20 protein-coding genes are annotated in these 22,806 nt (G+C 69.5%); 19 read left to right on the top strand and 1 reads right to left on the bottom strand.

Annotated features, from left to right (window positions below; translation table 11 throughout):
• Window positions 1-57: 57 nt before the first annotated feature.
• From DDF67_RS10070 to DDF67_RS09985, 18 genes are all read left to right on the top strand, one after another.
• A complete protein-coding gene (locus DDF67_RS10070; protein ID WP_109100742.1) occupies window positions 58-999 on the top strand; it encodes a DnaJ C-terminal domain-containing protein in 942 nt (313 codons plus the stop codon).
• A 69-nt stretch (window positions 1,000-1,068) separates the two neighbouring features.
• On the top strand, window positions 1,069-1,362 hold the full coding sequence (locus DDF67_RS10065) for a hypothetical protein (RefSeq protein WP_109100741.1): 294 nt from the start codon (window positions 1,069-1,071) through the stop codon (window positions 1,360-1,362).
• 94 nt (window positions 1,363-1,456) lie between these two features.
• Window positions 1,457-2,905 (top strand): GntP family permease, encoded by a 1,449-nt coding sequence (locus tag DDF67_RS10060; protein ID WP_109100740.1) that lies wholly within the window; start codon window positions 1,457-1,459, stop codon window positions 2,903-2,905.
• A 171-nt stretch (window positions 2,906-3,076) separates the two neighbouring features.
• A complete protein-coding gene (locus DDF67_RS10055) occupies window positions 3,077-3,394 on the top strand; it encodes a PepSY domain-containing protein (protein ID WP_109100739.1) in 318 nt (105 codons plus the stop codon).
• A gap of 17 nt (window positions 3,395-3,411) precedes the next feature.
• The gene (locus tag DDF67_RS10050; RefSeq protein WP_109100738.1) at window positions 3,412-4,089 is read left to right on the top strand and encodes a response regulator transcription factor; all 678 of its coding nucleotides are present in this window, start codon (window positions 3,412-3,414) and stop codon (window positions 4,087-4,089) included.
• Between the two features lie 16 nt (window positions 4,090-4,105).
• The gene (locus tag DDF67_RS10045) at window positions 4,106-5,500 is read left to right on the top strand and encodes a sensor histidine kinase (protein ID WP_109100737.1); all 1,395 of its coding nucleotides are present in this window, start codon (window positions 4,106-4,108) and stop codon (window positions 5,498-5,500) included.
• Between the two features lie 172 nt (window positions 5,501-5,672).
• Entirely contained in the window at window positions 5,673-7,004 is a 1,332-nt protein-coding gene (locus tag DDF67_RS10040; RefSeq protein ID WP_109100736.1) for a hypothetical protein, read from the top strand.
• Window positions 7,005-7,083: 79 nt separating this feature from the next.
• Complete coding sequence (gene ccmI / locus DDF67_RS10035; RefSeq protein WP_109100735.1) at window positions 7,084-8,214, top strand: c-type cytochrome biogenesis protein CcmI; 1,131 nt, start codon at window positions 7,084-7,086, stop codon at window positions 8,212-8,214.
• Window positions 8,211-8,705: a cytochrome c maturation protein CcmE gene (gene ccmE, locus DDF67_RS10030; protein WP_109100734.1), complete on the top strand. Its 495-nt coding sequence runs from the start codon at window positions 8,211-8,213 to the stop codon at window positions 8,703-8,705. The genes ccmI and ccmE overlap by 4 nt, the downstream gene beginning before the upstream one ends.
• The gene (locus DDF67_RS10025) at window positions 8,702-10,684 is read left to right on the top strand and encodes a heme lyase CcmF/NrfE family subunit (protein ID WP_109100733.1); all 1,983 of its coding nucleotides are present in this window, start codon (window positions 8,702-8,704) and stop codon (window positions 10,682-10,684) included. Before ccmE ends, DDF67_RS10025 begins: the two co-directional genes overlap by 4 nt.
• Entirely contained in the window at window positions 10,681-11,142 is a 462-nt protein-coding gene (locus DDF67_RS10020; RefSeq protein ID WP_109100732.1) for a cytochrome c-type biogenesis protein, read from the top strand. Before DDF67_RS10025 ends, DDF67_RS10020 begins: the two co-directional genes overlap by 4 nt.
• Before the next feature lie 143 nt (window positions 11,143-11,285).
• Window positions 11,286-12,863 carry a Do family serine endopeptidase gene (locus DDF67_RS10015; protein ID WP_109100731.1) on the top strand — a complete coding sequence of 526 codons (1,578 nt, stop codon included), beginning with the start codon at window positions 11,286-11,288 and terminating at the stop codon, window positions 12,861-12,863.
• A 182-nt stretch (window positions 12,864-13,045) separates the two neighbouring features.
• Entirely contained in the window at window positions 13,046-13,717 is a 672-nt protein-coding gene (locus tag DDF67_RS10010) for a response regulator transcription factor (RefSeq protein WP_109100730.1), read from the top strand.
• Window positions 13,718-13,750: 33 nt separating this feature from the next.
• Window positions 13,751-13,972, top strand: coding sequence for a hypothetical protein (locus tag DDF67_RS10005; RefSeq protein ID WP_109100729.1), 222 nt, complete (start codon window positions 13,751-13,753; stop codon window positions 13,970-13,972).
• Window positions 13,973-14,287, top strand: a complete 315-nt coding sequence (locus DDF67_RS10000; protein ID WP_109100728.1) for a type II toxin-antitoxin system RelE/ParE family toxin — start codon at window positions 13,973-13,975, stop codon at window positions 14,285-14,287.
• Between the two features lie 3 nt (window positions 14,288-14,290).
• On the top strand, window positions 14,291-15,697 hold the full coding sequence (locus DDF67_RS09995) for a sensor histidine kinase (protein WP_109100727.1): 1,407 nt from the start codon (window positions 14,291-14,293) through the stop codon (window positions 15,695-15,697).
• 269 nt (window positions 15,698-15,966) lie between these two features.
• Window positions 15,967-16,803, top strand: coding sequence for an alpha/beta fold hydrolase (locus tag DDF67_RS09990; protein ID WP_233247608.1), 837 nt, complete (start codon window positions 15,967-15,969; stop codon window positions 16,801-16,803).
• Window positions 16,804-16,897: 94 nt separating this feature from the next.
• On the top strand, window positions 16,898-18,172 hold the full coding sequence (locus DDF67_RS09985) for a Xaa-Pro dipeptidase (RefSeq protein WP_109100788.1): 1,275 nt from the start codon (window positions 16,898-16,900) through the stop codon (window positions 18,170-18,172).
• Between the two features lie 29 nt (window positions 18,173-18,201).
• Here the strand turns inward: DDF67_RS09985 and DDF67_RS09980 are convergent, their stop codons facing one another.
• Window positions 18,202-20,130 (bottom strand): ATP-binding protein, encoded by a 1,929-nt coding sequence (locus DDF67_RS09980; protein WP_109100725.1) that lies wholly within the window; start codon window positions 20,128-20,130, stop codon window positions 18,202-18,204.
• A 177-nt stretch (window positions 20,131-20,307) separates the two neighbouring features.
• Here DDF67_RS09980 and DDF67_RS09975 point away from each other — a divergent pair, with 177 nt between their 5' ends.
• Window positions 20,308-22,797 (top strand): S9 family peptidase, encoded by a 2,490-nt coding sequence (locus tag DDF67_RS09975; protein WP_109100724.1) that lies wholly within the window; start codon window positions 20,308-20,310, stop codon window positions 22,795-22,797.
• The last annotated feature ends 9 nt before the right edge of the window (window positions 22,798-22,806 follow it).

Here is a 22,806-nt window from a genome sequence, read left to right as displayed (position 1 = left end):
CGCGGAACCGCCTAATTGAGGGGCTTCGACATTTCCGTACTTCCTTGAGGGCCTTCCTTGGCGCGCGACCCCTATCTGGAGCTTGGCGTTTCCCGCGGCGCGAGCGCGGACGAGATCCGCAAGGCGTTCCGCAAGCTGGCCAAGCAATATCACCCCGACACCAACCCGGGTGACAAGAAGGCCGAGGACAAGTTCAAGCAGGTCAGCGCCGCCTTCGACATCCTCGGCGACGCCGAGAAGAAGAAGAAGTTCGACGCCGGCGAGATCGACGCCGACGGGCGCGAGACCATGCGCGGCTTCGGCGGCGGCGGCGGCGGCGGTCCGTTCGGCGGCGGCTTTGGCCGGGGCGGCGGCTTCGGGCGCGGCGGCGGCGGGGGCGAGGGCCCCGAGATCGACCTCAACGACCTGTTTGGCGACATACTGGGCCGCAATCGCGGCGCGGGAGCCGGCGGCGGCTTCGGCGGCGGCGGTTTCTCGGCCAAGGGCGCGGACGTGCGCGCGCGGCTCGATATCGACCTGGAAGAGTCGATCAAGGGCGGCAAGAAGCGCGTGGCCTTCTCGGACGGCCGCACCATCGACGTGACGATCCCGGCCGGCGCCCAGGAAGGCCAGACCCTGCGCCTGAAGGGCCAGGGCAGCCCGGGGCGCGGCGGCAACGGCGACGCCCTGATCGAGCTGGCGGTCAAGCCGCACCCGATCTACCGCAAGGAAGGCGAGCACCTGGTCATGGACCTGCCGGTCAGCGTTCCCGACGCGGTGCTGGGCGGCAAGGTCGAGGCCCCGACGCCGGACGGTCCCGTCAACGTCACCGTGCCCAAGGGCGCCAACAGCGGCGCCAAGCTGCGGCTGAAGGGCCGGGGCCTGGCCGACGCCAAGGGCCATCGCGGCGACCTCTACGCCCGCCTGGTCGTCACCCTGCCCGAGACCATCGACGAGGACCTGGAAAAGTTCGCCCAGGCCTGGCGCGAGCAGAAGCCCTATACGCCCAAGCGGCGCTAGGCCCTGGATCCCTACCTTTATCCCAAGGTGCTGCGGGCGAAGATCCTTCGCCTGTGGCGGCCACGCTCGATGCTGTGGCTCTGGCGGCGGTCGCACGGCCTGGACCGGCGCCGGCCGCACACCGTGGAGGTGCGCGTCGACCTGCCGGCGCAGGTGCTTTCGACGCTGACGGCGGTTCGCGGCTGGCGGATCGCCCGCGTCAACATCGAGCGCGAGATGCTGTTCCTGCGGCGCGAGCAGCCCCTGACCAATCGCGCCGTGCGGCTGATGATCCGCGAGGCGGTCGTGCTGGCTCATGCCCACGGCGGCTGGGTGCATTCCTGGATGCACGCGCCGGACCTGGCTGACTGGGACGACGCCTGACGCGAGGCCGGCGCGGCCTTGAGCGCCATCACCAGTTGCCTGTCGCGCCGGCGACATGAAAGCTCGCCAGGTTGATGCCTGGAGGGCGCGCGGCATGGGTTTTCTCGGGATCGTCCTGGCGCTGGCGCTGCTGGTGGGCCTGGCCTTTCGGGGCTGGAGCGTGCTGCTGCTGGCGCCGGCCGCGGCGCTAGTGGCGGCCGCATTCGGGGGCGAGCCGCTGCTGGCCAGCCTGACCCAGAGGTTCATGCCCGGCGCGGCCGGGTTCCTGGCCCAGTTCTTTCCCCTGTTCTTGCTGGGCGCGCTGTTCGGCAAGCTGATGGACGACAGCGGCTCGGTGGCGGCCATCGCCCAGACCCTGACGCAGCGCCTGGGCGCGCGGCGGGCGGCGCCGGCGGTGGTGCTGGCGGGCGCGGTCGTGACCTATGGCGGGGTCAGCCTGTTCGTCGCCTTCTTCGTGCTGGTCCCCATGGCCAAGGCGGTGTTCCGGGCGGCCGACACGCCCCGGCGGCTGATGCCGGCGGCGCTGATCCTGGGGACCTCGACCTTCACCATGACGGCCCTGCCGGGCTCGCCGGCGATCCAGAACGCCATTCCGATGCCGTTCTTCGGCACCACGCCCTATGCGGCGCCGGGGCTGGGGCTGCTGGCGGCGGTGGTGATGCTGGCCGGCGGCCTGGCCTGGCTGACCTATGCCCAAGGGCGCGCCCGCAAGGCCGGCGAGGGATATGGCGGCGTCGAGCGGCAGGCGCCTGCGGCCGGCGATCCGGACGTGCGCGAGCGAGCGGTGACGGCGCGCGACTTCGACACCGCCGAACTGGAGCGCGGGGCGAGCGCGGCCTCGGCGCCGGGCTTCCTGGCGGCGGTCGCGCCGCTGGCCGTGGTGATCGCGGTGAACCTTGCGATGTCGCTCGTGGTGCTGCCGAGGATCGACGCCTCGTTCCTGGCTGAGCCGCGCTGGGGCGGGGCGACCCTGAGCGACGTGGCGGGCGTGTGGTCGGTGGCCGCGGCCCTGGCGGCGGGGACGGCGGCGCTGGTGGCGATCCACTGGACGCGGCTGTCGAACCTGAAACGCAGCATGGACGCGGGGGCCAACGCCTCGGTGCTGCCGGCGCTGTCGGTGTGCAGCCTGGTGGGCTTCGGCGCTGTGATCGCGGGCCTGCCGGCCTTCGGCCTGGTGCGCGACGCGGTGCTGGACCTGCCGGGCGGGCCGCTGGTATCTCTGGCGGCGGCGACCAACGTGCTGGCGGCGCTGACCGGCTCGGCCTCGGGCGGGCTGACCATCGCCCTGGAGGCGCTGGGGCCGACCTATGTGGACCTGGCCGCCCGCCACGCGGTGGACCCGGCGCTGCTGCACCGGGTGGCGGTGATCGGCTCGGGCACGCTCGACATTCTGCCGCACAACGGGGCGGTGGTCAGCCTGCTGGCCCTTTGCGGCTGCGGGCATAAGGAGAGCTACGGCGACATCGTGATGGTGGGAATCGTGCCGTCGGTGGCGGCCCTGGCGGTGGTGATCGCCGTGGGGACGGTGGCCGGGGCGTTCTGAGAGGCAAGGCCCGCGGATCGTCGCCCGCTTTGTCGATCAAGACATAAGAATATCTTTATGTGATCTGAGATTGCGGTGAAGCTGGGCCTTGGACCGTGACAGGACGTCGCACACCGTTCATAAACCCCGCGTTCAGTCTCCATTCAGCCGTGCGCGGCTAAACCGGACGCCATGAAGCCGATCCGAGCCATACTCGCCGCAGCCGCCATCGTCGCCGCCCTTCCGGGCGCGGCTCTGGCCCAGCGCGGCCCTGACTCCCTGGGCGCCGACTGGCGGGCCCGGCAGGACCAGGCGCGTGGCGGCGTTCAGTCGGGCCGGCTGGTGCCGCTGAGCGCGGTGATCGAGAGCATCGCCCGCCGCACGCCCGGCCGCCTGCTGGACGCGGGCCTGGAAGGCCGCAACTATCGCATCCGCTGGGCGACGACCGACGGCCGCCGCATCGACTTTATCGTCGACGCCGAGAGCGGCCGGATCCTCAGCGGGGGCTAAGGAGTCTCTTAGGTAACATGCGCATTCTGCTCGTCGAAGACGAACCCGACCTGTCGCGCCAGCTGAAGCTGGCCCTGGCCGACGCCGGCTACGCCGTCGACCACGCCGCCGACGGCGAGGAGGCCCAGTTCCTGGGCGAGACCGAGCCCTATGACGCGGTCGTTCTCGACCTGGGTTTGCCCAAGGTGGACGGGGTGTCGGTGCTGGAGCGCTGGCGGCGCGGCAATGTCGCAACCCCGGTGCTGATCCTGACCGCCCGCGGCGACTGGAGCGACAAGGTGGCCGGCTTCGACGCGGGCGCCGACGACTATCTGACCAAGCCCTTCCACACCGAGGAACTGCTGGCGCGCCTGCGGGCGCTGCTGCGACGCTCGGCCGGCCACGCCGCGCCGAGCCTGACCTGCGGCGGCCTGCGCCTGGACCCGCGCGCGGCGCGGGCCAGCGTCAACGGCGAGCCGCTGCGGCTGACCTCGCTGGAATACCGCCTGCTGCACTACATGATGATGCACCAGGGCCGGGTGATCGGCCGCACCGAGCTGGTCGAGCACCTGTACGACCAGGACTTCGACCGCGACTCAAACACCATCGAGGTGTTCATCGGCCGGCTTCGCAAGAAGCTGGGCGCCGACCGCATCGAGACGGTGCGCGGCCTGGGCTACCGCCTGATCCCGCTGGAAGGCGAGACGGCCGGGTGATCCCGCGCGGCGGCGCCTGATGCTGCTCGACTTCCGCAAGCGCTCGCTCGTCCGGCGGCTGGTGCTGCTGGCGGCCATCTGGACGCTGATCGTGCTGCTGGCGGCCGGGGCCTTCCTGACCGCCCAGTTCCGCGACGCGGCCATCCGCCGGTTCGACCAGTCGCTGGCGGTGCTGACCGACGACCTCTACGCTGGCTCGGCAGTGGAGGACGGGGTGCTGAAGGCGCCGTTCCTGACCGACATCCGCGCGACCCGCGCCTATTCGGGGCGCTACTGGACGATCTTCGCCCAGAAGAACGGGGCGCTGAAGGCGGTCGAGCGCTCGCGCTCGCTGTTCGACAGCGACCTGATGCTGTCGACCGCCCAGGTGGACCGGCTGACCGCCGACCCGGGCAAGACCCAGTTCTTCGACATGCACGGGCCGCAGGACAAACCGCTGCGGGCGGCGGCGATCCTGGCGCGGCTGCCCAACTATCCCGATCCGGTGGTGTTCATCGCCGCCGAGGACCGCTCGCCGATCGACGCCGACGCCGACCGCTTCGGCCGGATCACCATATTCGCCCTGCTGCTGCTGGGCGCGGGCCTGATCCTGGCGATCGTGGTGCAGGTGCGCTTCGGCCTGCAGCCGATCTTCCGACTGCGCCGCGAGATCGCCGACGTGCGGCGCGGCAAGGCCGAGCGGCTGGCCGGGCCCTATCCGGTGGAACTGGAGCCGCTGGCCGGCGAACTGAACGGCCTCCTGGCCCATAACCAGGAAGTGGTCGAGCGCCAGCGCACCCACGTGGGAAATCTCGCTCACGCCCTGAAGACGCCGCTGTCGGTGATGCTGACCGAGGCCAGCCAGCAGGGCGGGCCGCTGGCCGAGGTGGTCGAGCGCCAGGCCCAGACCATGCGCGAGCAGGTCGACCACCACCTGCGCCGGGCCCGCGCGGCGGCTCGCTCCCAGACCAGCGGCGAGCGCACGCCGGTGGAGCCGATCCTCGACGAACTGGCCGTGACCCTGGAGCGGATCTTCCAGGACAAGTCCGACGGCCGGGGCGTGGAGATCGACTGGCGCTGTCCGGAAGACCTGTGCTTCCAGGGCGAGCGGCAGGACTTCATGGAGCTGGCCGGCAACGTCATGGAAAACGCCGGCAAGTGGTCGAAGGGCAGGATCCGGGCCGAGGCCAGGCCCGACGGCGAGGGCAAGATGCTGCTGATCGTCGACGACGATGGTCCCGGCATTCCGCCCGGGCAGCGGGCCGATGCGCTCAAGCGCGGCCAGCGGATGGACGAGCACACGCCGGGGACGGGTCTTGGCCTGTCGATCGTCGATGAATTGGCCCGGGCCTATGGCGGCTCGGTGCGGCTGGACGATTCGCCGCTCGGCGGCCTGAGGGTGGTTCTGTCGCTGCCTCGCGCCGAAGGTTAAGGCTACCGGGCGCCATTTTGGCGCGAACGGGCTGTCGCGGAAGTGGAGCCAGGGCCTCCGCGACCATTCGCCTTGTCTTCCAGCATTGAAAAAGCAGCGGTTTCGGAAAGTTTTAACCTCGTCCGCAACATGGTTGACGCTGCCAGGACCCCCCAGTTCCCGGCGGAGATCCATGGCCGCACTCGCCGCGCAAAAACTGCAGATCATCCGGACGCTGGTCGAGACCGCGCCCGATGCGGCTCTGCGCAGTCTGGAGCTCGCCCTGGCCAACGCCACGGGCGGGGCGCTGTCGACCGTGCGCGCCCTGGTCGAGGACGAGACGGCCGACCGCTACGTCCGCAACACCATCCTCTCGCCGATCGCGCCGCTGTGCCAGCCGCGCGCGGCCGACCTGCCGCAGTTTCCGCGCCGGGCTCTGGCCCTGCTGTGGATCGCGCTGAAGGCCGAGGCCCCGCGCCAGGTCGCCGAGGGCGCGGCGCGCTGCAATCCCTGGGACCTCGACAACGGCGCGCCCGACGTCTTCAACCAGCTGTGCAAGATCGCCGCGCGCGGCCTGCGCAATCCCACCCGGCCCGAGTTCGAGGCGGTGGGCAGGCTCTGCGACGCCGAAGAACTGGCCGACTATCTCGACCTGTCGGTGATCGTCCGCAACGCCCTGCCGCGGCTGTCGGAATGGGTCAGCCGGATGAACGGCGAGCGGGCGGCCTCGGCGCGCCTCGCCTATCGCGACGCCTGCGCCATCAGCGGCGACGCCGGTCCCCGGATGTTCGAGATGCTGGCCGCGCACCTGCCCGAGCCGTGGCGGATCCTGCGGGTGATCTCGGCCGTGATGGACCGTCCCAATGACCGCTATCTGGCCTCGTCCGAGGTCAAGGCGTTCGGCGAGCGGATGCTGGCCGACATCGAGGCCAGCATCGAGCAGGTGCGCGGCTTCGACCTGTCGGGCGGCGAGGCGGCCGGGCGCCAGGCGGCGGCCAGCGCCCAGCGCATCGCCAACCAGCTGACCGAGTTCGAGCAGGCGGTCGACGTCGCCAAGGACGGTCCGTGGGGCAAGCGGATCTCGAAGTTCAAGCAGGCCGCCGCCCAGGCGGCCGAGACGCGGATGAACGCCGCCGACGAGGAGCTGTCGCTGGCCCTGCCGTCGCGCCCGATCTCGATGATGGGCAAGATGGGCGGCGGCAAGGGCGTGCCTAAGCTGGACATCGCCCCGGACGGGGAGCTGGTGCGGCGGGCGACGGCGGCGCTGGCCTTCATCGAGGACCTGCGTCCCTGCGCGGCCCAGGCCGGCTACGGCGCGACCCGGACCAAGGCGCTGGAGAAGCTGAACCAGCGCCTTGACCAGTATATCGAGGATTGCCTGCACGTGGCCCGCACCGGCGAGGGCGGCGATCCGCAGATCGCCCGGGCCTATCTCGACATCGCGGCCGGCTACATCGTCCATACCCGCGACGAGAAGACCGCCGAGATCGTCCGCCGCCGCGCCGTCGCGGCGATGGCGGCCTAATCCCTCCCTTAAGAGCGTTTTTTCACTGACGGGCGGCTGCTTCTCCGGCTAACAGCGGTCTCATGATCGGTTTCTGGCCATGATAGGCTTCTGGATCGCCGCCGCGGGTCTGTCCGCCGCCGTCGCCGCCCTGGTGCTGCGGGGCGCGGCGCGTGGTCTCGCCCCGGCCGGGGACGATCCGGCCCTGGCCGTGCACCGCCGCCAGCTTTCCGAGATCGACGAACTGGCCGAGCGGGGCCTGCTGGCGGAAGGCGAGCTGAAGGCGGCCCGGGCCGAGGCCGGCCGCCGCCTGCTGGCCGCCGCCGACCAGAGCGCGGCCTGGCCCAGGGAGGGCCTGGGTCCGCGCCGCGTGGTCGTGACGATCGCCGCGCTGGCGCCGCTGCTGGCGCTGGGGCTCTATGTCGTCGTCGGGGCGCCGGGCGCGCCCGACCAGCCGTTCGCCCGCCGCGTGGCCGAGTGGAAGGCCGGCGATCCGGCCATGCTGGATCCGCCGCGCATCGTGGCGATCCTGGAGCAGGCGGCGCGGGGCAAGGACGGCGCCAATCCCGAACTCTATCGCAACCTCGCCATCGCCCGCATGGCCGGCGGCGACGCCGTCGGCGCGGCCGAGGCCCTGCGCAAGGCCGTGCGCCTGGCGCCGCAGCGCGCCGACCTGTGGACCGCCCTGGGCGAGGCCTTCGTGACCAGCGAGGAGGGCCAGGTGGGCGCCGACGCCCGCACGGCCTTCGGCGAGGCGCTGAAGCGCGACCCTGCGAACCTGTCGGCCCGCTATCACCTGGCCAAGGGCGAGATCGCCGACGGCAGGCTCGACGCCGGCCTTTCCAGCTGGCGTGCGGTGCTGGCCGACCTGGCGGCCGACGACCCGCGCCGGCCGGTGCTGGCCGCCGAGATCGACCGCACGGCCCAGGCCGGCCGGCTGGTCGACGCCGCGCCGCAGCAGGCCGCCGCCGCCGGCGAGGTCACGCCCGACATGATCCAGGGCATGGTCGAGGGCCTGGCCCAAAGGCTGGCCGCCGCCCCCGACGACCCGGAAGGCTGGGTGCGGCTGGTGCGGGCCTACGCCGTGCTGGGCGACGCGGCTCGTCGCGACGCGGCCCTGAAGGATGCCTCCGCGCGCTTCAGGGACCAGCCCCGGGTGCTGGCCGCCCTGCGCCAGGCCGCCGCTGCTCCCGCCCAGACCCTGAACGCCCCCAAGTCCGACGCCCGATGAGCCTGCTTCCCAAGTCCCGCAAGGCGCGCCGGCGCCTGACCATCCTGCTGGCGATCGCGCCGGTGGCGGCCCTGGCGGTGGGCCTGGCGCTTTACGGCATGCGAGACTCGATCTCGCTGTTCTACACCCCCGCCCAGGCCCAGGAGGCGAGGGTGCCGGCCGGCCGCAAGGTGCAGCTGGGCGGTCTCGTCCAGGCCGGCAGCGTGGTCAAGCATCCCGACGGCCTGGTGGAGTTCACGGTCGCCGACCAGAAGGCGACCAGCAAGGTGCGCTACCAGGGCGACCTGCCCGACCTGTTCCGCGAGGGGCAGGGAATCGTCGCCACCGGCGCCTTCGACGAGGGCGGCGTGTTCGTCGCCAAGCAGGTGCTGGCCAAGCACGACGAGCGCTACATGCCGCGCGAGGTGGCCAAAGCCATCAAGGAGCAGGGCGAGTGGCGAGGCGAGGGTGCGCCGCCTCCGTCCTATGGTCCGGAGAAGACCGTCAAATGATCGTCGAGTTCGGCGCCTTCGCGCTGGTTCTGGCCCTGGCCCTGTCGGTCGCCCAGACCGGCCTTTCCGCCGCCGGGGCGTGGCGGCGCTCGGGCGTGCTGACCGGGGCGGGACGCGGCGCGGCGCTGGGCGCCTTCGCGGCCCTGGCCTGCGCCTTCGCCGCGCTGATCTACGCCTTCGTGACCTCCGACTTCTCGGTGGCCAATGTCGCGGCCAACTCCCACACCGCCAAGCCGCTGCTCTACAAGGTGGCCGGCGCCTGGGGCAGCCACGAGGGCTCGATGCTGCTGTGGTGCCTCGTCCTGACCGGCTACGGCGGCGCCGTGGCGGTGTTCGGCGAGCGCCTGCCGCCGCGCCTGCGGGCCTGGGCCGTGGCCGTGCAGGGCGCGCTGGGCGTGCTCTTCCTGGCCTATACCGTCTTCGCCTCGAACCCGCTGGGCCGCCTGGCCGATCCGCCGGTGGAGGGCCGCTCGCTCAATCCGCTGCTGCAGGACTGGGCGCTGGCGGTGCACCCGCCGTTCCTCTACGCCGGCTATGTCGGTTTCTCGGTGGTGTTCTCGTTCGCGGTCGCGGCCCTGATCGAGGGCAAGGTCGACGCGGCCTTCGCCCGCTGGGTGCGGCCCTGGACCCTGGCGGCCTGGAGCCTGCTGACCGTCGGCATCACGCTCGGCGCCTTCTGGGCCTATTACGAGCTGGGCTGGGGCGGCTGGTGGTTCTGGGACCCGGTCGAGAACGCCAGCTTCATGCCCTGGCTGATCGGGGCTGCCTTGCTGCACTCGGCCATCGTGATGGAAAAGCGCGGCGCCCTGCCGGGCTGGACGGTGTTCCTGGCGCTGGCCGCCTTCGGCTTCTCGATGCTGGGGGCGTTCCTGGTGCGCTCGGGCGTGCTGACCAGCGTCCACGCCTTCGCCGTCGATCCGACGCGCGGGGTGCTGCTGCTGTCGATCATGGGCGTGGCGGCGGGCTTCGGCTTCCTGATGTTCGCCATCCGCGCGCCGAGCCTGAACGCCGGCGGCCTGTTCGCGCCGGTCAGCCGCGAGAGCGCCATCGTGCTCAACAACATCATCCTGTCGGCGGCGACGGCGACGGTGCTCCTGGGCACGCTCTATCCGCTGATCCGCGAGGCCATGGACGGCGAGGCCGTCTCGGTGGGGCCGCCGTTCTTCAACCTGACCTTCACGCCGCTCTTGGTGCTGGCGCTGGCCATCCTGCCCGCCGGGCCGCTGCTGGCCTGGAAGCGGGGCGACGCGCGCCTCGTCGTGCGCCGCCTGTGGCTGGCCCTGCTGGTTGCCGCGATCCTGGGCCTCGCCGCCTACGCCGTGGTCACGCCGCGCAAGGCGCTGGCGAGCCTGGGCCTGGTGCTCGGCTTCTGGCTGATCGGCGGGGCGCTGGCTGAATTGGCCGAGCGGGTGAAGGCCTTCCGCGCCCCCTGGGCCGAGGTGCGCCGCCGGGCCGGCGGCCTGCCGCGCGGCGCCTGGGGCACGACCATCGCCCACGCCGGCCTTGGCCTGTTCGTTCTGGGCGCCTGTTTCGAGACCGCCTGGAAGGTGGAGACGGCCCAGGCCCTGTCGGTCGGCGGCCGCATCGAGCTGGGCGGCTACGTGCTGACCCTCGCCGACGTCGGCACGCTGGAGGGGCCCAACTACCTGGCCGAGCGCGGCGTCGTGCGGATCGAGAAGCAGGGCGGGGGCCTGGTCTGCACCGCCCAGCCCGAGCGGCGGTTCTTTCCCACCGGCGGCCAGACCACCTCGGAGGTGGCGCTGTGCCCCCGCGGCCTGGACGACCTCTACGTGGTCATCGGCGAGCGCCGGGCGGGCGCGAACGGCCAGCCGGCCTGGCTGGTGCGGGCCTATGTCAATCCGTGGGTGCGGCTGATCTTCCTGGGGCCGCTGGTGATGGCGCTGGGCGGGGCGATCTCGCTGTCGGACCGCCGGCTGCGCATGGGCGTGGCCCGCAAAGCCAAGGGAGCGCAGGCGTGAAGGCTTTCCGCACGCTTGCCGTCGCCCTGGCCGCCATCGCCTGCATGGCCGCCGCGTCCGACCCTTCAGAGCGCCTGCCCGACGCCGCCCAGGAGGCCAGGGCGCGCGATCTGTTCAAGGAAGTGCGCTGCCTTGTCTGCCAGAACGAGTCCATCGACGACTCGGAGGCGGCGCTTGCCCATGACTTGCGTCTTCTTGTGCGCGACCAAGTGAAGCAGGGCCGGAGCGACGCGGAGATCCGTGCGTTCCTGACGGAGCGCTATGGCGAGTTCGTGCTGCTGAAGCCGCCGTTCTCGGCCGGAAACGCGGTGCTTTGGCTGACGCCCCTTGGGGTTCTGCTGATCGGCGGGGGGCTGATGGTCGCGCTGCTGCGCCGCCGGCGAACCGCCCAGGCCGAGCCCGAAGTGTTGTCGGCCGACGAGGAAGCGCGACTGGAAAGGTTGCTCAAGGGCGAATGACACGATTGCGCCGCGATGACGCCGCAAGAAACGCCGTGAGCATGAAGGAAAGATAATCCTGGAACCGTTGCACGAATTGCTGGTGCAACTAGGTTCTGTTCGAGAACCCGGCGCGGAGCGTCGTGGGTGAGGAAAGACGAAAGATGGCTGCTCGGAAGTCAGGATTCATTGTTGGCGCCGTCGCGGGCGCCGGCGTTGCTTGCGCCGCCCTGGCGGGCGTGGGCATGCGCATGGGGCCGGCCGGCGCGGCCGAGCAGGAGCCGTCGCTGGTGCGCGCCTCGGCGACCAGCGCCCCGATGTTCGCCCCGCCGCCCGGCGCGCCGCTGTCCTTCGCCGATATCTTCGAGAAGGTCTCGCCGGCGGTCGTGCAGATCGACGTGACCTCGAAGGCCGACCCGAAGGCCCGCCTGCGCATTCCGGGCCTGGAAGGCCTGCCGTTCGATATCGTGCCGCGCGGCCAGAAGCCGGGCGAAGAGGGCGAGGATGCGCAAGCCGCGCCCAAGCAGCAGTCCTCCGGCTCGGGCTTCTTCATCTCGGCCGACGGCTACATCGTCACCAACAATCACGTGGTGGCCGACGCCGACACCGACGGCATCAACGTCGTCATGAAGGACGGTCGCGAGCTGAAGGCCACCGTGGTCGGCCGCGACGAGAGCACCGACCTGGCGGTGATCAAGGTCACCGACCCCAAGGCCAAGGGTTCGGCGTTCCCGTTCGTGAACTTCGAGAACCAGGCCCGTCCGCGCGTCGGCGACTGGGTGATCACCATCGGCAACCCGTTCGGCCTGGGCGGCACGGCCACGGCCGGCATCATCTCGGCCTATGGCCGCGACCTGGGCGACAACTCCTCGCAGTTCGTCGACTACATCCAGATCGACGCCCCCATCAACCGCGGCAACTCGGGCGGTCCGTCGTTCGACATCTATGGCCGGGTGATCGGCGTGAACACGGCGATCTTCTCGCCGACCGGCGGCTCGGTGGGCATCGGCTTCGCGATTCCGGCCGACGTGGCCGAGGCCACCGCCAAGCAGCTGATCAACGGCGGCAAGGTGGTGCGCGGCTATATCGGCGCCCAGATCCAGCCCTTCACCAGCGAGATGGCCGAGGCGCAAGGCCTGGCCGGCACCAAGGGCGCCATCGTCGCCGACCTGGTGCCGGGCGGTCCGGCCCAGCGAGGCGGCCTGATGCCCGAAGACGTGGTCACCAGCGTCAACGGCGTGGCGATCAAGAGCGGCTCGGAACTGACCCGCGAAGTGGCCAAGGCCCGTCCGGGCGAGGTGATCAAGCTGGCCGTGCTGCGCGGCGGCAAGCCCCGCACGGTCGAGATCCGTTCGGGCGTGCGCCCGACCGAGAAGGAACTGGCCGACAACGACAATGAGGACGGCGGCGACAAGGCCGCTCCGGCCAAGCCGGCGACCCCCAAGGCCGAGGCCCTGGGCATGAGCCTGACGCCCCTCGATGACGCGGCCCGCAAGGCCAACGGCATCGACAGCAGCATCAAGGGCCTGCTGATCGACAGCGTGAAGGCCACGTCCGACGCCGGCGAGAAGGGCCTGCGCAAGGGCGACGTGGTCACCAGCGTCAACGGCGAGCCGGTCACCAGCGTGGCCGAGGTCACCGCCGCGGTCGAGGCGGCCAAGAAGCTGCAGCGCCCGAGCGTCAACCTGCGCATCGTCCGCGCCGGTCGTCCGACCATCGTGCCGCTGAAGATCGCTCCGTAAGCGATCCGTCTCCGACGAGCGATCGATCCCGCCCCCAGCCATGGGGGCGGGATTTTTCGTATGTGACCAAGGTTTAAGGGACGGGCGCCCGCGAAGCCGGTATCCAGTCGCCAACTATCGCGCCGGTCGATAGAATCGGGAGAACGTCGGTAGTTCTCTGTCGGCGCACGAGGGGTTGGCTGATGCGTATTCTGATTATCGAGGACGATCTCGAGGCCGCCGGCGCCATGACCCACGGCCTGACCGAGGCCGGCTACAGTTGTGTTCACGCGCCGGATGGCGAGGCGGGCCTGGCCGAGGCCGGCAAGGGCGGCTTCGACGTGCTGATCGTCGACCGGATGATGCCCAAGAAGAACGGCGTCGAAGTGGTCTCGACCCTGCGCCGCGAGGGCGACCAGACGCCGGTGCTGTTCCTGTCGGCCCTGGGTGAGGTGGGCGATCGCGTCGACGGCCTGAAGGCCGGCGCCGACGACTACCTGGTCAAGCCCTACGCCTTCCCCGAGCTGATCGCCCGCGTCGAGGCCCTGTCGCGCCGCCGGGAGACGGGCGCGGTGGCGACCACCCTCAAGGTGGGCGAGCTCGAGATGAACCTCATCAACCGCACGGTCCATCGCCAGGGCAGGGAGATCGACCTCCAGCCCCGCGAGTTCCAGCTGCTGGAATTCATGATGCGCCACGCCGGGCAGTCGGTGACCCGCACCATGCTGCTGGAGAAGGTGTGGGAATACCACTTCGACCCGCAGACCAACGTCATCGACGTGCACATCTCCCGCCTGCGCTCCAAGATCGACAAGGGATTCGACCGGGCCATGCTGCAGACCGTGCGCGGGGCCGGCTACCGGCTCGATCCGTAGGCGGCCTGGGCGGGGCGTGATAGGCTGGGGGGCATGAACAAGCAGTCCAAGCCCATCGCCGATGACGAGGACGAGTTCGGCCCGGCGCTCTCCGAGGCCGAGCTGGAAGCCTGGTTCGTGCGCAACCGCGACGCCCTCAACGAGTCGATCGTCGAGGCGCGACGGGAGCTGGCCGAGGGGAAGGGCGCGGTCTGGGATTTCGAGGCTTTGCTGGCCGACGCCGAGGCCGAGTTCGAGAAGAGCCAAAAAGACTGAATGTCGGCGCCGATCGTCGTCCATTCGCGAGAAGCGCAGCGAGACTTTCGGCGGCTCTATGCGTGGATCGCGCATGACGGTGGAAAGGCGCGGGCGCGACGAGTTCTTGGTCGCCTGGACCACGCGATCGAGAAATTGGCGAGACGACCGCGTCTAGGACCCGTTCGCTCCGACTTCGACGGCCAGCCGCGATCTTTCTCCGTCCCGCCCTGGCTGATCGTCTATGAACCCTTGTCCGATGGAGCTGGCATTCAGGTGCTCCGCATCCTCGACAGTCGCCAGGACATCGCCGCCCTGATGGGCAAGAAGAGTTAGACCATGCGCCTGCCGCGCCTCGTTCGATCGACGCCCTTCCGGCTGACCCTGCTGTTCCTGGCCCTGTTCGCGGCCGCGGCGACGGCCTTCCTGGGCTATATCTACATCGCCACCGCCGGCGAGGTGGACCGGCGCGCCGACGCCGAGATCACCCGCGAGATGGAAAGCCTGGAGGCGGCCTATCGCCAGGGCGGGGTCAACGCCCTGAACCAGACCCTGGTCGAGCGGGCCATCGGCGAGCGGCCGTTCCTCTATTATTTCGCCGACAAGACCGGCAAGCGCATCACCGGCTCGATCGAGGAGTCGCCGATCGACGGCTTCACCGGCACGGGCCCCACCTGGCGCAGCTTCACCCTGACCGAGACCGATCTCGACGGCGCCACCGTGCGCCGCTCGGCCCGCGGCGTGCAGGAACGCCTGGCGGGCGGCGAGATCCTGTTCGTCGGCGCCGACGTCGCCGAGTCCCAGGGCTATGTGATGAAGATCGTGCGGGCCCTGTGGGGCGCCGGGGCGCTGGTCATCATCCTGGGTCTGGCCGGCGGGGTGCTGATCAGCCGCAACGTCAGCCGCAGCATGCAGGGCCTCGTCGACGTCGTGAACGCGGTGCGGGCCGGCGACCTTCACGCTCGCGCCAAGGTGCGTGGCACCCGCGACGAGTATGACGAACTGGCCGAAGGCCTGAACGACATGCTCGACCGCATCGAGCGGCTGATGGGCGGCCTGCGCCACGCCGGCGACGCCATCGCCCACGACCTGCGCTCGCCCCTGACCCGCCTGCGCGCCCGCATGGAAGTGGCCCTGATCGACGCCGAGAACGGCAAGGGCGACCCGGTGGCGGCGCTGGAGACGGCGCTGTCGGACGCAGACGGCGTGCTCAAGACCTTCAACGCCGTGCTGGCCATCGCCCGCCTGCAGGCGGCCGGCCAGGCCCCCGACCAGAAGCCGTTCGAGGCCAGCGACCTGGCCACCGACATGGCCGAGCTCTACGAGTTCTCCTGCGAGGACAAGGGGCTGGACTTCAAGGCCGAGATCACCCCGGCCCTGTCGCTGCGCGGCAACCGCGAGTTCATCGCCCAGGCCCTGGCCAACCTGCTCGACAACGCCATCAAGTACACGCCCGAGGGCGGGGCGATCATGCTGCGCCTGCGCCGCCGCTCGTCGGGCGAGCTCGAATTCTCGGTCACCGACACCGGTCCCGGCGTGCCCGAAGAGGACCGCGCCCGGGTGGTCCAGCGCTTCGTGCGCCTGGAGAACAGCCGCAGCGAGCCGGGCGCCGGTCTTGGCCTGTCGCTGGTGCAGGCGGTGGCCGCCTCGCACGGCGGACGGCTGGAGCTGGCCGAGGGGCCGGGCGAGTACAACGGCATGGGGCCGGGCCTGCGCGTGGCCCTGGTGCTGCCCCGCGCCGAGTAGGCGCCGCACGCTCCGGCGCGTTCGTCCCAGCGACCGCGCGATACGTTCAAGCCCCATTCGATGCGCTGGGCCACCTTGCACGGGCTCGGGGACGGCATGACGCCGCCTCGATAGTTCGATGCAGAGGGCGAGCGATGACCACCCAACCTTACGACGACGGCGCCTCGCGCAGGGACGTCCTCGCCGCTGGCCTGGGCCTGGCGGCTTTCGCGGTCGCGCCGTCCTTCGCCGCGGCTGCGCCCGCGATTTCTTCCCCAGGAGCCAAGACCATGAGCAGCGGTTTCGTCACGACCAAGGACGGCGTGCAGATCTATTACAAGGACTGGGGTCCCAAGACCGCCCAGCCGGTCGTGTTCCACCACGGCTGGCCGCTGACGGCCGACGACTGGGACAACCAGATGATGTTCTTCTACGCCCAGGGCTTCCGGGTGATCGCCCATGACCGCCGCGGTCACGGCCGTTCGACCCAGACCGACACCGGCAACGAGATGGACACCTACGCCGCCGACGTCGCGGCCCTGACCGACCACCTCGACCTGAAGAACGCCATCCACGTGGGTCACTCGACCGGCGGCGGCGAGGTGATCCACTACGTCGCCCGCGCCAAGCCGGGCCGCGTGGCCAAGGCCGTGCTGATCGGCGCGGTGCCGCCGATCATGGTCAAGAGCGACAAGAACCCGGGCGGCCTGCCGATCGAGGTGTTCGACGGCTTCCGCGCCGCCACCGCCGGCAACCGCGCCCAGTTCTTCTACGACGTGCCGGCCGGCCCGTTCTACGGCTTCAACCGTCCGGGCGCGAAGGTCGACCAGGGCGTGATCTGGAACTGGTGGCGCCAGGGCATGACCGGCAGCGTCAAGGCCCACTACGACTGCATCAAGGCCTTCTCCGAGACCGACTTCACCGACGACCTCAAGAAGGTCGACGTGCCGGTGCTGGTGATGCACGGCGACGACGACCAGATCGTGCCGATCGCCGATTCCGCCCTGCTGTCGGCCAAGCTGGTCAAGAAGGGCGAGCTGAAGGTCTACAAGGGCCTGCCGCACGGCATGTGCACGACCCATCCGGAGATCATCAACCCGGACCTGCTGGCCTTCTTCAAGGCCTGACGAAAAAGGGGCGGCCGCCATGCGCGGCCGCCCTTTCCACTTCAACGGCCACGCTCTAGCGTTGCTCCTGCAACTTGAACGCGGGGCCGACCGGATGCGTGGACTGACGATTTCGACCCTGGCGGTCATGACCCTGGCCGCGACGACCGCTCACGCCGCCGAGACCAAGGTGGTCACCGCCGCCCGGCTGCTCGACGTCGCCACGGGGCGCTATGTCGAAAAGCCGGTGGTGCTGGTCGTGGCCGGCCGCATCACCGCCGTCGGCAAGGCCGGCGACTTTGCGATCCCCGCCGACGCCGAGGCCGTCGACCTGCCGGGCGCGACCCTGCTGCCGGGCCTGATCGACATGCACGTGCATCTCGACGCCTCGCCCGTCTATGGCGGCTACAACGCCCTGCAGTTCAGCGACGCCTTCTGGAGCGTGACCCAGACCGCCAACGCCAGGGCCACCGTCGAGGCCGGCTTCACCACCGTGCGCAACGTCGGGGCCGACCGCTTCAACGACGTGGGCCTGCGCGAGGCGATCGACGAGGGCGTCGTGCCCGGCCCGCGCATCGTCACCGCCACCTACGCCATCGGGGCGACCGGCGGCCATTGCGACTCGACCTTCTTCCCGCCGTCGATGGACCAGAAGGCCCCCTACAACATCGACAGCCCCGACCAGGCCCGCAAGGCGGTGCGCACGCTGAAGAAGTACGGCGCCCAGGTGATCAAGATCTGCGCCACCGGCGGGGTCTTCTCGCGCGGCGACGAGCCGGGCCAGCAGCAGCTGACCTTTGACGAGATGAAGGCCGTGGCCGACGAGGCCCACATGGCCGGCCTCAAGGTCGCCGCCCACGCCCACGGCGGGGCCGGCATCAAGGAGGCCATCCGCGCCGGCATCGACACCATCGAACACGCCAGCCTCGTCGACGACGAGGGCGTCAGGCTGGCCGCCCAGAAGGGGACCTGGTTCTCGATGGACATCTACAACACCGACTACACCCAGTCCGAGGGCCGCAAGAACGGCGTGCTGGAGGACAACCTGCGCAAGGACCGCGATATCGCCGAGATCCAGCGCGAGAACTTCCGCAAGGCCCTGAAGGGCGGGGTGAAGATGATCTACGGCACCGACGCCGGAGTTTACCCCCACGGCGACAACGCCCGCCAGTTCGCCGTCATGGTGCGCTATGGCGCAACACCCCTCCAGGCCATCCAGGCCGCCACGGTCAACGCCGCCCAGGCCCTGGGCCGCGACAAGGACCTGGGCCAGCTGACCGCCGGCCGCTACGCCGACCTGATCGCGGTCTCGGGCGACCCGCTGGCGGACGTCACCGTGCTGGAGAAGCCGGTGTTCGTGATGAAGGGCGGGGCGGTGCTGAGGAGGTAGGGGGCAGACGCTTTTGCGAAGATGCCCGCCTATACAGGCTGAAGATCTAGTCCTTGAGCGGCCGGCTGCTGGGAAAACTTGTCGGCGTCGATCCCTTGGGCCTGAAGGAAAGGCGCGTCTTTCAAACGTGCGTACAGGTTCAACATCCGAGACTCCGCGCGACGGATAAACGTGTCGTAAGCTAGAGGGACGATGCGGGTTGAGCCTTCGTCCCGGATGCGTTCGCGCGGCGCTAGTTTGGACCCCATTACAAAACAGGTCACCTGGGTGGTCTCTTCAATCAGTCCATGCTCGAGCAATTCGGCCACGTACTTCCACGCCTGGTTCTTTTGATCCATGCCGATGGGGATTCCCGGCCGTTTGAGTTCGACGATTACAAGATGCTCGACACCCTCGATTTCGTAACCCTCTCCGTACTTGGGTCGCGAAAAGAGGCCGACGCTCGCATCGTCGAGGATCACGAAATCGGGGCGGTTCAAGCTACCGCGCACCTCGCCGCCGAGGAGCTTGCGGATCACTTGTGACATGCCGCGATTGGACGTGAACTCGATACTTTCGAACTCAGCGCCGAAAGCCCAGAGACTCCGTTCGATGAGTGGTTGCAGCTCACGAACCTCATCGGCGCGTTCGTCACGCAGCTTTTCGTGCAACTCGGCGATCAACTTAAGGCGATTTTGAATTTCATCGAGCGCCACCTTTGCCGCAGCTACGCTCCAGTCGCCGAGAATGGCGTCTAGTTGATCCAATTCGTTAGGTTTCAGGCGATGAAGCTTGTCGATCAGGCCGTATCGTGAGCTGGAAACTTCAAGGTTCGCCAAGATCCCCGCCACCTGCTCGACCTGATCATTGGTAATCCCGGGGCATCTGTCGACGACTGCGTCAACGAAGTCGTTCCAACGTTCGCGGGCGAGCGGCGGCGCGTGCCGGATGGTATCGGAGAGGCTGTCGCGAACAGCTTGCTTGGTATCGCTGCGGCGCTGCGCACCATGGGCGAAGATTTCCTCTCCGATGCGGTCCTGGACCAGAGACTGCGTCACTTTCCAAGTGTCGTTGGTTGGATGGAAGCCTGTCCAGTCAGGCTTGACAGCGTCGGCGCTGGCCAAAAAATCGGCGGTGACAATGAAAGTAAAACGCTTGGCCTCGCTCGTACGGCCATCCAAGATCCTAGTGTAGTCGCTGCCGACCCATCTACACTCGCCCACAAGCCGGTTGTTGACGTGCCAAGCGATGCCGTGCTGGCGGGTGGTGCGGTCGGCTCTCTGCGCATCAATCATCACGATACGCGCTTGACCGTGGCCGGGTACGTCAACGAAGCTTTCCCTGAGGAAGCCATCAGGAATGTCGTCAAAGGTGACGGCAATGCCGTCCACGAACACCGTGAAATCCGGGTCAGTCAAAAATCGGGTTCCGAGAATTTCGCGTACCGCTGCGGCGCTCAAGCGTGTTCGGGTCGCTTGCGTAGCGCGAACCTCTAGCCCATGGCCTTGCGAAGGGCGGCGAGCAATCTCCCGCCAGTCGAACGGCAGCGAACCGCTGCTGCGCTTTACCTGAAAGGTCACTTCCTCGCCGCTGGCCTTGGTGACCACGTTATACGGGTCCGAAAATGCAAAGCCGGCTAGTCTGCCCTGGCCGTTACGACCGTACGGCCGGCGCGGCTTGCTGGCCCCCAGTTCGGGCGGTGGCAACGACAACGCCCCTTCGGCCGCGACGCGGTTGTAGTTGAGGGTGCGCCAACGCTGGGCAAACTGTTCGCCGGTCAAGCCCTTGCCGTTGTCCCGGATCGAAAATGGCTTCTCCCGTGTGCCGTCCGGCCACTGGATGTGGATTTCAGTGGCGTAGGCGTCCCAGGCATTGGCGACCAATTCCACAAGCGCAACGGTCAGATCACTAATGATCGCGCCAGCGTGCTTGTCGAGAAAACGCTCGTCGAAAAGCTCCGGCTCGCTGTTCACCACCATGTGTTTGCTCGTCTCCCAGTCGCGGAGGTTGATTATAGTGTTTAGCTCGCGGTTGTCTCGCTCCAACGTGCTTTGTTCTGGATCTCCCTTCTGGATTTGCAATCCCCCACATTTCCCGTTCACCTGAGCCGTAAGCGCGCCTATTGCTGCCCCTCCTACGCGTTTACCGGGGGCTTCATGTTCAACACCCAATTCCGTCGCCGCGCCGCGGCCCTGGCTTCGACCGCCGTGCTGGCGGTGCTGATCGGCGGTTCGGTCGCCCTGGCCGGCGAGGCCTATCGCATGCCGCCGGCGCCGATCGCCCAGATCCTCGACGCCGCGCCGACGCCGGGCGTCACGCTGAGCCCCGAGCGCAAGACCCTGGCCCTGCTGGGGCGCGAGAACCTGCCGCCGATCCGGGCCGTGGCCGATCCGATCCTGCGGCTGGGCGGCTATCGCATCAATCCGCGCACCAACGGCCCGGTCGAGGCCCGCACGGCCTGGATGAACAGCCTGGCCTTCGAGGACGTAAAGACCGGCGTGGTGCGGCAGGTGGCCCTGCCGCCGGGCGCGCGCTTCATCCAGCCGCGCTGGTCGGGCGACGGCCAGCAGCTGGCCCTGGTGATGGAGGCCCCCACGGGCCTGGAGCTGTGGGTCGCCGACCTGAAGACCGCCAAGGTCCGCAAGCTGACCGGCCCGGTGCTGAACGCCGCCTTCGGCGCGGCCTATGACTGGCTGCCCGACGACAGCGGCCTGCTGGTTCGCCAGATTCCGGCCGGTCGCGGCGCCGCGCCGGCCGAGCCGGCCGCGCCCGAGGGGCCGATCGTCCAGCAGTCGGCCGGCCGCACGGCCGCCATCCGCACCTATCAGGACCTGCTGGGCGACGCCCATGACGAGGCGCTGTTCGACCACTACTTCACCAGCCAGATGACCCGCGTGGCCCTGGCCGACGGCGCGGCCGTTCCGGTCGGCGCGCCCGGCGTGATCAACGGTTTCGGCCTGTCGCCCGACGGCCGCTACCTGCTCGTCACCCGCCTCAAGCGCCCCTACAGCTACCTGGTCCCGGCCGCGCGCTTCCCCACCGAGATCCAGATCCTCGACGCGGCCGACGGCAGGCTGGTCAAGACCCTGGTCGACCGCCCGCTGGCCGACAACCTGTCGTCGGCCTTCGATGCGGTGGTCGCCGGTCCGCGCAATCCGCAATGGCGCGGCGACGCGCCCTCGACCCTCGTGTGGGTCGAGGCCCAGGACGGCGGCGATCCCAAGAAGAAGGTCGAGATCCATGACCGCGTGCTGATGCAGGCAGCGCCCTTCGAGGCCGCGCCGACCACCCTGGTCGACCTCGACTTGCGCTATGCCGGCATCGACTGGGGCCGCGAGGATTTCGCCCTGGTCCACAGCCGCTGGTTCGACAACCGCAAGGAAAAGCAGTTCGTGGTCGATCCGTCCAAGCCCGGCGCTGGCCGTGTGCTGGTCGAGCGCAACTACCAGGACCGCTACAACGATCCGGGCTCGGCCATGAGCCGCCGCAACGCCCAGGGCGAGGAGGTCCTGCACTTCACGCCCGACGGCAAGGGCGTGTTCGTCTCCGGCGAGGGGGCCACCGCCAAGGGCGAGTTCCCGTTCGTGGGCGTGATGAACCTGGCCGACGGCAAGACCACCCGCCTGTGGCAGGCCAAGGCCCCGTACTACGAGGCGCCGGTCACTTTCGCCGACGAGGCCGGCAAGACCCTGATCACCCGCCGCGAGAGCAAGGACGAGGTTCCCAACTACTTCGTCAAGCCGCTGAAGGGTGGAAATGGGAGGGCTCTGACCAGCTTCGTCGACCGCGCCCCGCAGTTCGCCGGCGTCACCAAGCAGACCATCACCTACAGCCGCGCCGACGGTGTGAAGCTGTCGGGCGACCTCTATCTTCCGGCCGGCTACGACAAGGCCAAGGACGGCCCGCTGCCGATGCTGATGTGGGCCTATCCGGAAGAATTCACCGACGCCTCGGTGGCCGGCCAGACGGTCGACGCGGGCAACCGCTTCACCCGTCCGGGCGGCGCCAGCCACCTGTTCCTGCTGACCCAGGGCTATGCGGTGCTGGACGGCCCGGGCATGCCGATCATCGGCAAGGACGGCGCCGAGCCTAACGATAGCTATGTGGAGCAGCTGGTATCCGACGCCAAGGCCGCCGTCGACGCGGTGGTGGCCCTGGGCGTGGCCGATCGCGACCGCATCGCCGTGGGCGGCCACAGCTACGGCGCGTTCATGACCGCCAACCTGCTGGCTCACAGCGATCTCTTCCGGGCCGGCATCGCGCGGTCGGGCGCCTACAACCGCACCCTGACGCCGTTCGGCTTCCAGTCCGAGCAGCGCACCTACTGGCAGGCCACCGACACCTATACGAAGATGAGCCCCTTCACCTATGTGAAGCAGGTCAACGAGCCGATCCTGCTGATCCACGGCGAGGCGGACGACAATTCCGGCACCTTCCCGATCCAGAGCGAGCGCTTCTACGCCGCGCTGAAGGGGGCGGGGGCCACCGTGCGCTATACCGTGCTGCCCTACGAGGCCCACGGCTATCGCGCCCGGGAGTCGGTGATGCACACCCTTTGGGAGATGACCGACTGGATGGACCGCTACGTCAAGAACGCCCCGCCGCGCGCGGCCGCCGCGGCGCCCGTCGCTCCGGCTACGAAGTAAGGACCAGCC

The organism is Caulobacter endophyticus (assembly GCF_003116815.1).
Taxonomy (GTDB): Bacteria; Pseudomonadota; Alphaproteobacteria; order Caulobacterales; family Caulobacteraceae; genus Caulobacter; species Caulobacter endophyticus.
This window is presented reverse-complemented; position numbering and strand designations above follow the sequence as displayed.